This is a genomic window from Pseudoalteromonas phenolica, assembly GCF_005886345.1.
Lineage (GTDB): Bacteria > Pseudomonadota > Gammaproteobacteria > Enterobacterales > Alteromonadaceae > Pseudoalteromonas > Pseudoalteromonas phenolica_A.
Map to the genome: position 1 here is coordinate 38,808 of NZ_PNEC01000048.1, position 15,371 is coordinate 54,178.

General features: G+C 41.0%; 12 protein-coding genes. 5 read left to right on the top strand and 7 right to left on the bottom strand.

What is annotated here, in order from left to right; all coding sequences use genetic code 11:
* The first annotated feature begins 190 nt into the window (after nucleotides 1–190).
* The gene (locus tag CWB72_RS16405) at nucleotides 191–484 is read left to right on the top strand and encodes a hypothetical protein (protein ID WP_138633587.1); all 294 of its coding nucleotides are present in this window, start codon (nucleotides 191–193) and stop codon (nucleotides 482–484) included.
* Between the two features lie 52 nt (nucleotides 485–536).
* On the opposite strand, the gene fre is transcribed toward CWB72_RS16405, so the two are convergent.
* The 3 genes from fre to CWB72_RS16420 all read right to left on the bottom strand — a co-directional run bounded on the left by fre (nucleotide 537) and on the right by CWB72_RS16420 (nucleotide 3,783).
* A complete protein-coding gene (gene fre / locus CWB72_RS16410) occupies nucleotides 537–1,250 on the bottom strand; it encodes an NAD(P)H-flavin reductase (protein WP_138633590.1) in 714 nt (237 codons plus the stop codon).
* Nucleotides 1,251–1,279: 29 nt separating this feature from the next.
* Nucleotides 1,280–2,758: a 4-hydroxy-3-polyprenylbenzoate decarboxylase gene (gene ubiD / locus CWB72_RS16415; RefSeq protein ID WP_138633621.1), complete on the bottom strand. Its 1,479-nt coding sequence runs from the start codon at nucleotides 2,756–2,758 to the stop codon at nucleotides 1,280–1,282.
* A 236-nt stretch (nucleotides 2,759–2,994) separates the two neighbouring features.
* Nucleotides 2,995–3,783: a tetratricopeptide repeat protein gene (locus tag CWB72_RS16420; RefSeq protein WP_138633593.1), complete on the bottom strand. Its 789-nt coding sequence runs from the start codon at nucleotides 3,781–3,783 to the stop codon at nucleotides 2,995–2,997.
* A gap of 171 nt (nucleotides 3,784–3,954) precedes the next feature.
* On the opposite strand from CWB72_RS16420, the gene dbpA reads away from it, so the two are divergent.
* Nucleotides 3,955–5,340, top strand: a complete 1,386-nt coding sequence (gene dbpA, locus CWB72_RS16425; protein ID WP_171037342.1) for an ATP-dependent RNA helicase DbpA — start codon at nucleotides 3,955–3,957, stop codon at nucleotides 5,338–5,340.
* Here dbpA and CWB72_RS16430 read toward each other — a convergent pair.
* Nucleotides 5,337–5,921 carry a DNA-J related domain-containing protein gene (locus CWB72_RS16430; RefSeq protein WP_138633600.1) on the bottom strand — a complete coding sequence of 195 codons (585 nt, stop codon included), beginning with the start codon at nucleotides 5,919–5,921 and terminating at the stop codon, nucleotides 5,337–5,339. The two genes, dbpA and CWB72_RS16430, sit on opposite strands and share 4 nt — an antisense overlap.
* A gap of 124 nt (nucleotides 5,922–6,045) precedes the next feature.
* Between CWB72_RS16430 and CWB72_RS16435 the strand changes: the two genes are divergently transcribed.
* Nucleotides 6,046–8,853, top strand: coding sequence for a tetratricopeptide repeat-containing hybrid sensor histidine kinase/response regulator (locus CWB72_RS16435; protein ID WP_171037340.1), 2,808 nt, complete (start codon nucleotides 6,046–6,048; stop codon nucleotides 8,851–8,853).
* Here the strand turns inward: CWB72_RS16435 and CWB72_RS16440 are convergent.
* The 3 genes from CWB72_RS16440 to trxA all read right to left on the bottom strand — a co-directional run bounded on the left by CWB72_RS16440 (nucleotide 8,830) and on the right by trxA (nucleotide 11,990).
* On the bottom strand, nucleotides 8,830–10,092 hold the full coding sequence (locus tag CWB72_RS16440) for a methyl-accepting chemotaxis protein (protein WP_138633606.1): 1,263 nt from the start codon (nucleotides 10,090–10,092) through the stop codon (nucleotides 8,830–8,832). The two genes, CWB72_RS16435 and CWB72_RS16440, sit on opposite strands and share 24 nt — an antisense overlap.
* A 120-nt stretch (nucleotides 10,093–10,212) precedes the next feature.
* The gene (gene rho, locus CWB72_RS16445; RefSeq protein ID WP_058028397.1) at nucleotides 10,213–11,472 is read right to left on the bottom strand and encodes a transcription termination factor Rho; all 1,260 of its coding nucleotides are present in this window, start codon (nucleotides 11,470–11,472) and stop codon (nucleotides 10,213–10,215) included.
* A gap of 191 nt (nucleotides 11,473–11,663) precedes the next feature.
* The gene (gene trxA, locus CWB72_RS16450) at nucleotides 11,664–11,990 is read right to left on the bottom strand and encodes a thioredoxin TrxA (protein WP_058028399.1); all 327 of its coding nucleotides are present in this window, start codon (nucleotides 11,988–11,990) and stop codon (nucleotides 11,664–11,666) included.
* A 90-nt stretch (nucleotides 11,991–12,080) separates the two neighbouring features.
* Between trxA and rhlB the strand changes: the two genes are divergently transcribed.
* Complete coding sequence (gene rhlB / locus CWB72_RS16455; RefSeq protein WP_138633609.1) at nucleotides 12,081–13,349, top strand: ATP-dependent RNA helicase RhlB; 1,269 nt, start codon at nucleotides 12,081–12,083, stop codon at nucleotides 13,347–13,349.
* A gap of 39 nt (nucleotides 13,350–13,388) precedes the next feature.
* Nucleotides 13,389–14,879 (top strand): guanosine-5'-triphosphate,3'-diphosphate diphosphatase, encoded by a 1,491-nt coding sequence (gene gppA, locus CWB72_RS16460; protein ID WP_138633612.1) that lies wholly within the window; start codon nucleotides 13,389–13,391, stop codon nucleotides 14,877–14,879.
* Nucleotides 14,880–15,371 lie beyond the last annotated feature (492 nt).

Here is a 15,371-nt window from a genome sequence, read left to right on the forward strand (position 1 = left end):
TCTATCAAAGCGGTAAGATGAAAATCGGTACTGGTAGTAAAGCTTCAACGGACATGAAAGAAAAATTAAGAGCAAGCTTAGGCAAAATCACCTTTGAGCTGATAATAACAAACTAGCCATAGCATATTTAGACACTAACTCTAGTGTGTGGAAGTTTGCACTACTGAGAGATGAACTAAAAGAAGTGCCTGTGGAACTGCTAATTACTATTTCATCAAGTTATAAAGCAACCCATGATGCGCAGATAGCATCTGAGCTTATAGGTCCAAGCTCCTTTAATAAGTTTCTCAAAGAGTTTTCAGTAACGACTGATAAACAAAGTTTACTGAAGGATTTAAAGTTAGATGTTCAAAATGCGCATATGAAAGCTCGGTTTGCATCTTTTCTGCTAGAGAATACTGTTAGTGAAACTGCATACTATCTGAAAACCGGTGAAATGAATCCAGAAAGAACTCAAGTCGAGTTTTCCATTAGCCTAGATTAAACATAATAAAAAACGCCAGCAAATATGCTGGCGTTTTTTATATGATGTTGCGTTACTTAATGTACGCAAAGGCATCGGCGTACATGTTCTCGCGAATTGCACCATGAGCGATAAAGTCATCACGCACTGGACCAATCATATCGAAACGGCCCGCCATATAGATTTCGTAGGCTGCTAGCGAGTCGAAATCTTTTAATACCGCTTTGTGCACAAAACCTGTGTGGCCTGCCCAGTTGTCGCTGGCATTATCAACGACAGGTACGAATGTGAAGTTTGGCTTTTTCGCAGCCCAAGCTTGCATCTCTTCTGCTGCATATAGCGCTGATTCGTCACGAACCCCCCAGTAAAAATGTACCTGACGGTCTGAGTCAACTTCAGCTAAATGGTCGGCCATTGATTTTACATAGCTAAAACCTGTACCGCCCGCTAATAACACGATTGGTAATTGTGATTCAGTACGTAACTCAGAAATACCTAAGCCCACCTCTACGATTGCTTGTGTGCCATTTGCGTGGTGCTCACGTAAATGATCAAGCGCTTGCATGGCATAGCTGTTTTCTTCAGAGGCACCAATGTGTAGCTCAAGCAGCTCTTTTTGGCTCGGGCGACTGGCAATTGAAAAAGCGCGTTTGTCTTTTTCGCCAAGTACTAATTGAAGATAATGACCTGCTTTAAACTCTGCAGGCTCGCTTGGTTTTAGCTCTACCTTGTAAACAAATTCTGTTAAGGGGGTAATATTTACTACTTCTGCATTTAACACTTGCATTATTAAACCTTTCACGACGCGTGCTGCGTTTATTTATTTAGAGACATAATGTTTAACGAGTCCCAAATTTCATCAACTCGTTGTTTGGTTGATTCATCCATCACGATGGGTTCACCCCACTCGCGATCGGTTTCACCTGGCCATTTATTGGTGGCATCCATTCCCATTTTTGAGCCAAGACCAGACACGGGAGAGGCAAAGTCGAGGTAATCAATCGGGGTGTTTTCGATCATGGTGGTGTCACGTGCCGGATCCATTCGCGTAGTTATGGCCCAAATGACATCATTCCAATCTCTCGCATTGACATCATCGTCACACACAATGACAAACTTGGTGTACATGAATTGACGTAAGAACGACCAAACGCCCATCATCACGCGTTTCGCATGACCTGGATACTGTTTCTTCATGGTGACCACGGCCATTCGATATGAACAGCCTTCAGGCGGTAAATAAAAGTCGACAATTTCTGGGAATTGCTTTTGTAAAATAGGCACAAATACTTCGTTCAGTGCCACGCCTAAAATGGCTGGCTCATCAGGCGGACGACCTGTATAAGTGCTGTGATAAATCGGGTTTTCACGATGGGTAATATGTGTGACGGTCATCACTGGGAAGTCATCCACTTCGTTGTAATAACCCGTGTGGTCACCATAAGGGCCTTCAGGTGCTAACTCGCCTTGTTCAATATAGCCTTCAAGTACAATCTCGGCACTGGCAGGTACTTGTAGGTCGTTAGACACAGACTTAACAACTTCAGTTTTTGAACCGCGCAGCAAACCTGCAAATGCATATTCACTTAACGTATCTGGTACGGGCGTGACAGCGCCTAAAATTGTTGCTGGGTCTGCGCCTAGTGCTACCGAGACAGGGTAAGGTTCTCCTGGGTGCTCTTTACACCACTCTTGATAGTCAAGTGCACCACCTCGGTGTGATAACCAGCGCATGATGATCTTATTCTTACCTAACAATTGTTGGCGATAGATGCCTAAGTTCTGGCGCTTTTTAAATGGTCCTTTAGTAACAGTTAATCCCCATGTGATCAGCGGTGCCGCATCACCAGGCCAACAATGTTGAATCGGCAATTTAGTCAAATCAACATCATCACCACTTAATACAACCTGCTGGCAAGGTGCCTTGCGCACTTCTTTGGCTGGCATATTTAGCACTTGCTTGAACACGGGAATTTGTCCTAAGGCTTCTTTAATGCCCTTTGGTGGCTCTGGCTCTTTTAAGAAAGCCAATAACTTACCCACTTCTCGCAGCTCGCTGACATCGGTTTGACCCATGCCCATCGCAACACGCTTCGGTGTACCAAATAAGTTGGCTAAAACAGGAATATCAAACCCATCAGGGTTTTCAAATAAAATTGCAGGGCCGCCAGCACGAAGAGTGCGATCGGCTATTTCGGTCATCTCTAACTTAGTAGAGATAGGTTGTTTAACCCGAACAAGTTCACCTTGTTCTTCTAAGCGTTTAATAAAGTCTCTTAAGTCTTTGTATTTCATCATTGGCATAGGGCACTTTTCATTGTCGCGAAGTATATCAAGATGTGGCGAAAATGGCATCACCACTTAGGTTGAGCAAGTTATACGTTAGAAGGTGTGATTTTGTTTGATCTGTTTTCGGATGGTTTAAGTTAGTTGAAAAATAAGTGCACTGTAGAAACGTATTGAAATATCTTGATCAGCTGCCACAAGGAGCGGCATATTTGTTATTAAAGCGAATATACCGGTAAGTAGGTTCAACGGCACATAGCTTTGTGCTTTCTACAAAACGACTCAAGCGCAGCCTTAGCCTTTAAATTGTTTTGAGCTGCAGCGACCTTATACCATTTATACGCACCAGCTAAATCAACATTACCGCCTTCTCCGTACTCAAGCATATCGGCGAGGTTGAATTGTCCATAGTCATAACCTTGCTCAGCGGCCTGTGTGAAAAGTTTTCTTGCTTCCTCGAAGTCTCTTTCTAAATAGGCTCGTACGCCTTCTTGGTTAAATTGATTAAATGAGACCTTTAATTTATGTGGTATATGTTCAGGAGCCGCTCTGTGTCTGACTATGCCACCCATCACATAGATGTCTGTTGGGCGGAATATTTCGTCGATTGCTCCCTGTTCATGAAGTGCTGCAAGTTCTGATTTTTTAAAGCTAATTAATGCAGGGCGAAAATAGTTACTGAGCATTAAGCTGTCTAGTTTAATGGCACGCTCTGCACCACGCTTTTTACGATAAGTGTAACTCCCTTGTTTTAGGGTGATGGAGTCTTCTTCTACAGAGAGTACTTGTGCAACACGATATTGGGTTTGGTATTTGCGGTCTTTAATCAGATGACCCATATCTAAGATAAGTACATCATCGACTTTGGGGGCTGATAAAAACTCAGCCTGTTGCTGCTTGTTTTCAAAAATGCTGTAAGCAAAGTAAGCAATCACAATGAGTGCAATAACAAACAAAGTGCGGTGGTGATGTTTGTAGAGTTTGTCAGTTTGGTCGTGAAAGTAAAAAAGAGACTTTTGAAAAATGGTTTGCATAACAGCTTCCCTGTACCGATTAAAACTTCAGTCTGCCATAAGTTTATAATCTAGTCATGTGCATAAACACTGAGCGGTTTGATTTTGAAGCTTAATAACAATGCTGTAAATGTGTGGTCGAGCGCATTTACTGGTAAACTAAGCCATTAAATTGGCTTTGTTAGAGAGACGATAAGCATCATGCAATTTAACACCTTGGCTTTATCACCCGTATTACTTGAGACCATTGCGCAATTAGGGTTTAAACAGATGACAGAGGTTCAGGCGCAAAGCTTGCCACTGATCCTCGACCAACAAGATGTGATAGCACAGGCGAAAACGGGATCAGGTAAAACGCTGGCGTTTGCGCTTGGTGTATTATCTAAACTCGATGTATCGAGTATGCATGTACAAGGCTTAGTACTTTGCCCTACACGCGAATTGGCAGATCAAGTGGCTACAGGAATTAGAAAACTGGCGAGTGGCACAGCAAACGTTAAAATTCTTACCCTTTGTGGTGGTGTGCCTATTGGGCCGCAAATAAGTTCTCTTGAACATGGTGCACACATCATTGTTGGTACGCCAGGACGTATAGAAGAACATTTGTTTAAGGGCACGCTCGACTTAACGCAAGTAAACACCTTAGTGCTTGATGAAGCCGACCAAATGCTCGATATGGGTTTTACTGATGCGATAGAAAACATCGTTGCTTATTTACCACCTGAGCGTCAAAGCCTCTTATTTAGTGCAACATATCCCAAAAATATTGAGTCACTTTCTGCGCAACTGATGCGCAACCCACAGCTAGTTAAAGTTGAAGAAGTGGGGATCAATAAAAGCATCCAACAAACTTTTTATAAGCTCAGTAATAACAAGCTGCGTTTTAATACACTGCGATTACTTCTGATGAAGCATCAACCACAAAGTTGTGTGGTGTTTTGTAATACCAAGGTGGAAGCTAAGCGCTTATTTGAAGAATTAAAAGAAGTCGGTTTTTATGCTTCGGCACTGCATGGCGATTTAGCTCAGCAAGAGCGCGCCATGATGTTGATGCGTTTTGCCAATAAGAGCGCCTCTATTTTAGTGGCGACTGATGTTGCGGCGCGAGGCTTGGATATTGATGATATGGACATGGTGATTAACTATCATCTCGCACTTGACCCTAAAACCCATGTTCATCGGGTGGGCCGAACAGGTCGTGGTGATAAAAAAGGTTTGGCATGTTCTATCTTTGGTGAAAAAGAGGCGTTCAGAGTTAAGCAAATTGAGCAGCTATATGATCGTGAATTTGAGCCTGCGGTTTTACCCTCGCTGAGCTTATTAGATAAACCACCTTATAAACCTGAAATGCAAACCCTTTATATTGACGGCGGTAAAAAGCAAAAGCTGAGAGCGGGTGACATAGTGGGTTGCTTAACGGGTGAAGAGGGCATTGGCTTTTCGCAAATTGGTAAAATTAATACTTTTGAAAACCAATCGTTTGTTGCTGTGAAGCGCGAAGCAAGTAAACCGGCTTTTAGAAAGCTGCGAGATAACAAAATCAAAGGTAAGAAATACCAAGTACGCCGCGTCAATTAAATTGATTTAATGTGCCCAAGCAGTTGTTGATACTCATTCTGTAACTGCTTGAATCGTGTATCGTCATTATTGCCTTTATCTGGGTGGTACTGAATGGCAAGTTTCCGCCAACGTCGTCGAATGGTTTTTTCTTCCAGTGGCTTTGTTAACTGCCATTGCAGACAAAGCTCATCGAAGTGGGTTTTGCTCAATGTATGCTGAGGGCGATGAATGCTTTGAGTATATCGCTGCCAAAAAGAATCTAGCAATGATGTTATTTCTTCATTATCTGTTTGGTAGTTCTGCCAATCTAAATAATAAGTGCTGAGAGGTGTGTTTAATTCAGGGGCTTGGCCTTTGTCTGCAAGGTAAATATCCATGCTATCTATATGTAAGTAGATATCGTCTTCAATTAACTCAGCCTGCAAAGTATATAAGCTATTCATCAACACAAAGTTACGCTTGAATAAATCTTGATTGGGGTCGTCGTCAAGTTGCTGAAGCAATTCAACAGCTTGCAAATGAGCTGCCAGCGTATGCACCTTAAAGTGTGCACCATTACTCAGTACTGAAAAAATTTCATCTAGAATCGGGCGCAACATTGTCCCTCTTAGTGTGTTGGTGTATCTTCACTTTAACATGATTATTTTTTAGCAGGCAATGAGGGCAGGGATGTTGATAAAGCCACTGCGTAAATACATATTTCTTTTGCTTCTGAATTTGGGTTTGGCATCTACTTCAGTTTTAGCCAATTCTACAGCGCCATTATTAACTAAGTTAGAATCAATTAAGCAGCTCTCTGATTGGCAATTTGCGCAACTTGAAGCTAAAAAGCTAGCTGACTCAATTAAATTCAATATCCCAGAGTATAGTATTTTATTAACGCAAATGGGTAGAGAGTCGTTAAATCGTGAGAAGCTGAAAGATGCAGAGGCGTATTTTACTGAACTTGCAGACATCAACCCTGAGCCTCTGAGTAGTAATGAGAAGTTTACCGCATTTAAAATGCTAGGGATCACTGCGTATTATCAAGGAGAATACGATAAATCTATCAATCATTATCAAACTGCGCTTAATATCGCAAAATTAAGAAATAACCCTTTAGAATTGGCCAATATCCACAACAATTTGGGGTTAGCATTACTCAAAGCGCATGATTTAGAAAGTACTATCCGCCATTATGTTGAAGCACACCGCTTGTATGAGTTACATGGCACAGCGCAAGACAAAGCAGATATGCTACTAAATTTATCAGGTGCCTACATTCGTCAATATCGTTATGAAATTGCCAAAGATATGTTGCTTAGAGCAATTCGCTTATTTAATCAATTGAATGATGAATACGGCGTAGCATTAGCTCAGGCAAATTTAGGTGTGATTTATAGTGAAACAGGACAAAGTAGTTTGGCTAGAGCGAGCTTGCAAGCCGCAGTGGCTTATTATGAGAAGATAGGCTCGGCAAGGCGGCTAAGTTTTGAGTACAGTAATTTAGCAAATCTGAGTGTAGCGCTGGGTGAAATGGAACGTGGCTATGAAGAGGCACAAAAAGCATTGCAATATGCTGAGCAAGTTGATTTAGATTCAGGCCGTATGGAAGCACTCTATCCGCTGGCTAAGTTGCAGGTGTATCTCGGTGACTTTACCGCCGCATTAGAGAGTATTGAAGCTTCAATTGAGCTAGCTCGGGCACAGGGCTCAAAGCTGCGAGAAAAAGAAAGTTTAGCAATTTTAGCTGTCGTACAGGCCGCCTTAGGTGAACACAAAAAATCACTTGAAACATTTTCCGCATTCCAAAAGTTACAAAGGCAACTGCTCAATGATCAGCTTGTGGCTCGATTAAATGAGTATCAGAGCAAAATAGAGGCCACTGAGCTCAACCAAGAAATAGCTTCGCTGAAACAACAGCAAGAAGTTCAGACTTTGCAAATGGAGCAGCGAGAGCAGTTGACTTGGTTAATTATTTTGCTTTTTATCACGGGCTCTGTTGCGATTGTTAGTATGTATAGAAAGCGCATGGAGCATGTGGCCAATATTGAGTTGAGTCAGCAAGTTGCTAAGCGCACCGCCGAATTACAAAAGTTAGCAGATGAATTAGGCGAGGCTAACAAAGTAAAAAGTCAGTTCCTAGCCAATATCAGCCATGAGATCCGCACACCGCTCACATCTATTATTGGTAACAGTGAAGCGCTCTTACATGAGTATCAGTACGATAAGCGTATTCAAGCATCTTTGCAGGTTATACAAAGGCAAGGTGAACATTTGAAGGGGCTGGTCAGTGATGTACTCGATCTAAGTAAAATAGAAGCACAGCGCTTCGAACTTGAGTTTACTGAATTTACCTTAGACCAGTTGCTAGAGGATGTCACAGATATGTTCCAACATGTTTGCGAGGCCAAAGGCTTAAACTTCTTTGTGGACAATCAGTTACCTTCTCCTTATGCCGTTCGATTGGATTATGTTCGCCTTAAACAGGTATTAATTAACTTACTCGGTAATGCTGTTAAATTCACAGAATTTGGCCATGTTGAGCTGGTGGTGAGCCAAAAAAATAATGGAGTTAAATTCTCCGTTAATGACACGGGTATAGGCATGGATACGGTGCAACTTCAGCATATTTTTGATTGTTTTCAGCAAGGAGATAATAGCATTACTCGTCGCTTTGGTGGCTCTGGGCTAGGTTTATGTTTATCTCAGCAACTTGCCACTATGATGGGGGGCAGTATTCAGGTAAAAAGCGTACCGAAACAGGGAAGTCAGTTCTATATTGTTATACCTTGTGCGCGTTTAGAACCGGGCTTTGAAATAAATAATCTAGTTAATCCGGCTCAGGAAATTAGCCAAGTTAGTCAATTTTCAGGCACAGTTCTCATTGCAGAAGATCACGATGATAATCGAGCTTTATTTGAGAGAATACTAACGCAATTAGGTGTCGAAGTGATCACGGCTGAAAATGGCCAAGTCGCATTAGAAAAGGCTCTAAGTGAGTTTCCAGATATGATCTTGATGGACATTCAGATGCCAGTTCTAGATGGATTGGAAGCGTTCGACTTGCTGCAGAGAGCAGGGTTTGATAGACCCATATTTGCTCTTACGGCGAATGTTATGCAGCATGAAATCCAATCTTATCTAACGCTGGGCTTTGCTGGTCATTTAGGTAAGCCTTTAAATCGCGATAAACTAGTCCAAGTGTTGAGCGAACATTTAGAGCGAGAGGCTGAGGCTTCAGAGTTTGATATAAAAGTTGATATGAGCGATCTAGTGGCAAGTTTTGCTCTCAGTATGGATCAAGAAAGGCATAAAGTTATTGAACTTTGGCAGAAGCAAGATTGGACTGAGTTAAAAGCTGTATGTCATCGTTTAACCGGTGCTGCCAGTACCTTTGGTTTTGAGGATATAGCGAAGATTGCGAAACATATAGAACTGGCTCTAAAAAACCCAAAAGAAGTTGACCCTCATGGGTTACAGCATTGGTATTTAATGCTTTGTAATGAAATGCAGCAAATAGAATTATCAGAACAACTCAACATCTCCTGACTCCTCAGGTAATGGCTGAGGTTCAGAGATTGTTTGTGATTGATTTAACCGAGTATTATCAGTCCTAGGTGTTAGCTCAAAGGTTTTCTCATTCACCTTAAATATCCCTAGCTTTTCTTGGATGCTCTGTGCAAGCGCAAGCAGATCATTACTCGATACCGCTTGAATTTTTGAGTTTGAAAGAGCGTCTGAATTAAGCTCAACCATTGATTCAATGCTCAGTTGTGCTTCATCTGAAACGGCTTTTTGATCTTGAATTTGCTCATGAATATTATGTGACATATCGTTTATGTTGAGCATCGCTGACTCAATTTGGTCCACTTCTTTTGTTGATGCTTCGGATAGAGTGACTGTTTTCTTTGTTTCTTCTAACGCATTTAGCATAAGCTGATGAGCGCTATCTGTCCCAACTTGAATTTTGTTAACTACTTCTCGAACTTGCTGAGTTGATTGACTTGTTCGTGCTGCGAGACTCCTTACTTCGTCTGCCACAACTGCAAAACCTCGGCCTTGTTCACCAGCACGCGCTGCCTCGATTGCGGCGTTAAGTGCTAGTAGGTTCGTTTGTTCAGCAATTGAATTGATTACTTCTATCACTGAACTAATTGCATCTGAGTCAACTTTTAGCGTTTCAATCTGTTTGCTAGTTTCTTCAATATTTTTAGCTAAACTTATTAAGCTATCTTGGCTTTTATCAGTATCTATACGTGTCTGTTTAACAGCTGTAGTTGCATCTTCAACTGAAGTGTAGATTCTATCTAAATTATCATCTAAGTCTCTGGAGACTTTTAGCATTCTTTGAATTGAATTTGCTAGATCCTCACCATGCACGTGTTGGATTGTTGCTTTTTGTGTCATTGAAGCATAGGTGTCTTTAAGGCTAGCAGCCATTGGAGAAAGGCGCGATGAAGAAGTATGAACTTCACTGATGATATGTTCCATAGTTGCAAGACTAGCATTAACTGCAAGGCATGAAGCAGGTAAAGTCTTTTGGTGCTCATCATAACGAAAAGTGAGATCAATAAGATTATCGTTATTGATTGAGTTAATTAGTGCTTGCAAATTATCATTACTAATGCCTTGTTGTTTAAGATACAAAAAAAAGCATATTGCAATTGTACATTGGATTGCGATGATAATACCGATCTTTGACCAAGAAATAGACAGTAGTGGCAAAATAATGAGTATAGAAAAAACATTTGCAATCAGAATTGTTAGAATTATTCGAAAGGGTTTCATGAATCGAATTGCTCCCTGTCTAAGCATGCATTTCTATAACTAAGATAGTAAAAAATAAGCATGAATACTAGGTCAGACAAGCACAAAAAAGCCCGCATCAGCGGGCTTTTGAATTTCGTTTTACTTTCTTCTCATTAATTCAAAGAATTCGTCGTTGGTTTTACTCATAGAAAGTTTGTCTATGAGGAATTCCATCGCATCAATTTCACTCATTTCATGAACAATCTTACGCAAGATCCACATCTTTTGAAGCTCATCCGCCTTAGTGAGTAATTCTTCGCGACGTGTACCTGAGCGGTTGAAGTCAATAGCAGGGAATACACGCTTTTCAGCAATCTTACGATTTAGGTGTAATTCCATGTTACCAGTACCTTTGAACTCTTCGTAGATAACTTCATCCATCTTAGAGCCTGTATCGATAAGAGCCGTTGCGATAATTGTTAAGCTACCACCTTCTTCAACATTACGTGCAGCACCGAAGAAACGCTTAGGTTTATGTAGTGCATTCGCATCAACACCACCTGTTAGTACCTTACCCGATGAAGGAATAACGGTGTTATAAGCACGTGCCAAACGTGTGATTGAATCAAGCAGGATGATAACGTCTTTCTTGTGTTCAACTAGGCGTTTTGCTTTTTCGATAACCATTTCGGCAACTTGTACGTGACGGCTTGCTGGCTCATCGAACGTTGAAGCAACAACCTCACCTTTTACAAGGCGCTGCATTTCAGTTACTTCTTCCGGACGCTCATCGATCAGTAACACCATCAGTGTTGCATCTGGGTTGTTGTAGGTAATCGATTGCGCGATATTTTGTAGCAGCATTGTTTTACCCGCTTTCGGCGGAGCTACAATCAGAGCACGCTGACCTTTACCAATTGGAGATGCTAAGTCAAGAACACGGGCAGTAATATCTTCTGTACTACCATTACCACGTTCCATCACAAAACGCTCATTCGCATGAATAGGCGTTAAGTTTTCAAATAAGATCTTAGTACGAGAGTTTTCAGGTCTATCGAAGTTAACTTCATTTACTTTAAGTAGTGCGAAGTAACGCTCACCATCTTTAGGTGGGCGGATAAGACCGCTAATTGTGTCACCAGTACGCATGCTGAAGCGTCGAATTTGACTTGGTGAAACATAAATATCATCAGGACCAGCTAGGTAAGATGCTTCTGATGAACGTAAAAAGCCGAAGCCATCTTGTAGAATTTCTAAAACGCCGCCGCCATAAATGTTTTCACCGCTTTTAGCGTGTGCTTTTAGAATGGCAAAAATAATGTCTTGTTTTCTTAGACGGGCTACGTTTTCAAGTCCCATGGACTCAGCTAGTTTTACAAGTTCGTTGATTGACTTGTCTTTTAATTCGCGTAAATGCATATTGGTGGGTTCTTTATAACAATTGTCATCTCAGTGATGAGAGGTTGATTTGATAAAGCTAAAGGTTAGTGGCTTTATAAATTAGCAGTTAGCTTGCTAGTCGTCCAGTCTTTAAACAAATTTAGTAGAAAAAACTATGGGCAGATAGGTGGGATATACGCCTAGCAAAGGCGAGGCGTACATATACAGACTTAGATGTTGTCGTTTAAGAACTCAACTAACTGAGTCTTTGATAACGCGCCAACTTTAGTCGCAGCTACAGCACCATCTTTGAAAAGTAGCAGTGTAGGAATACCACGAATACCGAACTTAGGTGGTGTACCAGCGTTTTGGTCGATATTTAATTTACCGATAACTGCTTTACCTGCAAATTCTTCAGCAACTTCGTCTAAGATTGGCGCGATCATTTTACAAGGGCCACACCATTCTGCCCAAAAGTCTACTAGTACTGGTAGATCTGATTTAATTACATCAGCTTCAAAGCTGTCGTCAGTAAGCTGGATAATTTTGTCGCTCATTGCGTTCTCCGTTAGAATTGGCGAATTATTTACTGCGTATTTAAACACTCTTGTTTCTTATTGCAAGTTTAAACGTTATGCTTAATTGCTATGACTAAGACACATTTGACCAATAAAAAATTTTCTGACTTTGCTATTGCACCGGAAGTGGTCGCCGGTTTAGCTGCGAATGGCTTTGAATATTGCACGCCAATCCAAGCAAAGTGTTTACCTTTTGTCTGTGACGGGCGAGATATCGCTGGTCAAGCACAAACCGGTACTGGCAAAACATTGGCGTTTTTAACTGCCACTTGCCACCGTTTAATGCAAACAGAAGGTCAATCCAGAAAGCACCCAAGAGCGCTGATCATGGCTCCTACGAGAGAGCTTGCGATTCAGATCCATAAAGATGCAAAAATTATTGCGCCACACTGTGGTCTAAACTTAGGTTTAGTATATGGTGGCGAAGATTACGAAAAACAACGGGCGCAACTCGAAAAAGGTGTCGATATTTTAATTGGTACTACAGGCCGCTTAATCGACTTCTATAAGCAAGGTGCTTATAGCCTTAATGAAATCGAAGTTGTTGTGCTTGATGAAGCAGATCGTATGTTTGATCTGGGCTTCATTAAAGATATCCGTTATCTATTTAATCGTATGCCTCCGACAGCAGAAAGATTAAATCTACTTTTCTCTGCAACTTTATCTTACCGCGTACAAGAATTGGCTTTTGAGCACATGACTAACCCAGAGCATGTTCAAATTGAGCCAGATGTAAAAACCGGTAAACGTATTCAAGAAGAGTTATTCCATTCATCTCATGACGACAAAATTCCGTTACTTCTAACATTAATAGAAGAAGAGTGGCCTGATAAAGCAATCGTATTCGCAAATACTAAGCAAAGTTGTGAAAACGTGTATGCGTGGCTAAAAGCGGATAAACATCGTGTTGGTCTATTAACAGGTGATGTAAATCAAAAGAAACGTCAGTCAATTTTGGCGCAATTTACTAAAGGCGATTTAGATATTCTTGTGGCAACCGATGTGGCTGCGCGTGGTTTGCATATCCCTGAAGTAAGTCATGTGTTCAACTTTGATTTACCGGATGACTGTGAAGACTACGTTCACAGAATTGGTCGTACAGGTCGTGCTGGTGCATCAGGTCATGCAATTAGTTTTGCGTGTGAACAGTATGCATACAACTTACATGAGATTGAAGAATATATAGAACATTCGATTCCTCTGTCTCATTATGATAAAACAGCATTAATTGAAGATTTACCTAAACCGAATACACAGAGAAGACGTCATCACTCTGGCCCAAGAAAGGGAAACAATCGACGTCAATCAAATTACAATAAATCGAAAGCGAACACTTAAGAAGTTGTAATTGCGGGATCTTGCAGCTAGAGGTACAAAGTGGCCAAAAATATAGACAATAATAACGTTTTTGCCGTTATTGATTTAGGCTCTAATAGCTTTCATATGTTGATTGCAAAACACATTGCCGGTGGTGTTCACACCATCGGCCGAGTTAAACGTAAAGTTCGACTGGCTGCAGGCTTAGACGAAAACAACATGTTATCTTCTGATGCAATGCAACGAGGTTGGGAGTGTTTGGCACTATTTGCCGAAAGGTTGCAAGATATACCGAAGCAAAATATCAGCATTGTCGCAACGGCAACGCTGAGACTTGCTACCAATGCCCAAGAGTTCAAAGCCCAAGCCGAAAAAATCCTCAATCACAAAATCAATATCATCAGTGGCGAATTAGAAGCGCGCACTATATATAAAGGTGTGGCACATACTTCTGCATGCCAAGGGAAACAATTGGTAATCGATATTGGTGGTGCCAGTACCGAGGTTGTCATAGGTAAAGGGTTTGAAGCGCTGCTCTATAAAAGCCTAGACATGGGGTGTGTCACTTATTTAGAGCGTTATTTTCAAAATGGTTTACTGTCTGAGAAGAATTTTGAGCAAGCAATTGCCGCAGCACATACTGTGATTACACCAATTAAATCTCAATATATTGAGACTGGTTGGGAGCTTGCTATTGGCGCATCTGGTACTGTGCAAGCAATTCAAGAAATTTTAGCTGCGACAGGTCAAACCGATCTGCTTTCTTTAGAAAAGTTACAGTTTATAAAAGCCGAAGCGATAAAGCATAAGAATGTATCAACACTTTCTTTGCCTGGTCTGAGCGAAGAACGTCGCTTGGTGTTTGTCTCTGGATTAGCAATTCTCATTGCATTATTTGAAGCGCTGAATATTCAGCAGATGGGGCTGGCAGGTGGCGCACTTCGTGAAGGTGTGCTGTATAGCATGATTTCAGATCTACACCATTCGAATATCCGTGAAAGAACGCTTGAAAGCTTTGCGCTGCGTTTTCATACCGATAAAGAGCAAGCTAAACGCGTTTCAGATGTTGCCTTATTAATAGCAAAACAACTTAATCATGCCTGGCAACTAGATTTACAGCAAGTTAATGTGTTGCTTTGCGCAACAGCGCACTTGCATGAAATTGGTTTGCTTATAGATTACAAACAATATCATCATCACAGTGCCTATATATTAAGTAACACCGATATGCCGGGTTACTCGCCAGCAGAAAAGAAAGTTATTGTCAGTCTTTTAAAAGGCCACCGTGCTGATTTAAATGATGCACTGTTTTCACATCTTGGTGCTAATAAAGCACTGACCGAAAAGTTAGTACGCATAATTAGGCTAGCCGTTATCTTATCTATGCGTCGTAAAGATGATGTTTTACCTACCTTTGAAGTAAAAGCAGATAAAAACAGACTTAATATTAGCTTTTCTGAAGACTGGTTAGCTCAACACCCACTTATGAAAAGTGAGCTTGAGCAAGAAAGCGTGTATCAATCAAAGTTAAATTGGCAGTTTAGTAGCTAAAACAGCTCATAAATTCTACTTAAAACATCGAAATTATACAGTTTCGTTCAAAATACACGCGAATAGTTAGTTTTTTGCATTTTTCTTTAAAAAAGGGGTTGCGTAATTTTCTGCTCACCCTATAATGCGACCCCACTGACACGGGGCGAGACGCTGAAAAGCAAATCAAAACGATGTTGAGTCAAATAAAACTTAGCTTTAACCTTTCTTTTAAGAAAAAGATTAAATTAAGTGTTGACATAAAAAGTGAAGTCGTTATCATGGCGCTCCACTTCGCAGCAAGGCTGCGGTAACTCATCGAGTTACACCCGGGTAACCGGAATGTTCTTTAAAAATATGAAGCAATCATCTGTGTGGGCACTCGTACAGGTTGAGTTCTAACAGCTCTTGATTCAGGAGCAAAAAAATTTAGAGTCTCAATTTCTTATGAGTGACTATATAGTCAATTTATACAGAATTCATTGAGCACGGATCTTCGGATTCAAAAAACTT

What these genes read in the sequence shown, in the direction of transcription:
- CWB72_RS16420 (WP_138633593.1), bottom strand. Translation starts at nt 3,783, where the DNA reads ATGCAAACCATTTTTCAAAAGTCTCTTTTTTACTTTCACGACCAAACT.
- ubiD (WP_138633621.1), bottom strand. Translation starts at nt 2,758, where the DNA reads ATGAAATACAAAGACTTAAGAGACTTTATTAAACGCTTAGAAGAACAA.
- CWB72_RS16430 (WP_138633600.1), bottom strand. Translation starts at nt 5,921, where the DNA reads ATGTTGCGCCCGATTCTAGATGAAATTTTTTCAGTACTGAGTAATGGT.
- trxA (WP_058028399.1), bottom strand. Translation starts at nt 11,990, where the DNA reads ATGAGCGACAAAATTATCCAGCTTACTGACGACAGCTTTGAAGCTGAT.
- CWB72_RS16440 (WP_138633606.1), bottom strand. Translation starts at nt 10,092, where the DNA reads ATGAAACCCTTTCGAATAATTCTAACAATTCTGATTGCAAATGTTTTT.
- rhlB (WP_138633609.1), top strand. Translation starts at nt 12,081, where the DNA reads ATGACTAAGACACATTTGACCAATAAAAAATTTTCTGACTTTGCTATT.
- rho (WP_058028397.1), bottom strand. Translation starts at nt 11,472, where the DNA reads ATGCATTTACGCGAATTAAAAGACAAGTCAATCAACGAACTTGTAAAA.
- fre (WP_138633590.1), bottom strand. Translation starts at nt 1,250, where the DNA reads ATGCAAGTGTTAAATGCAGAAGTAGTAAATATTACCCCCTTAACAGAA.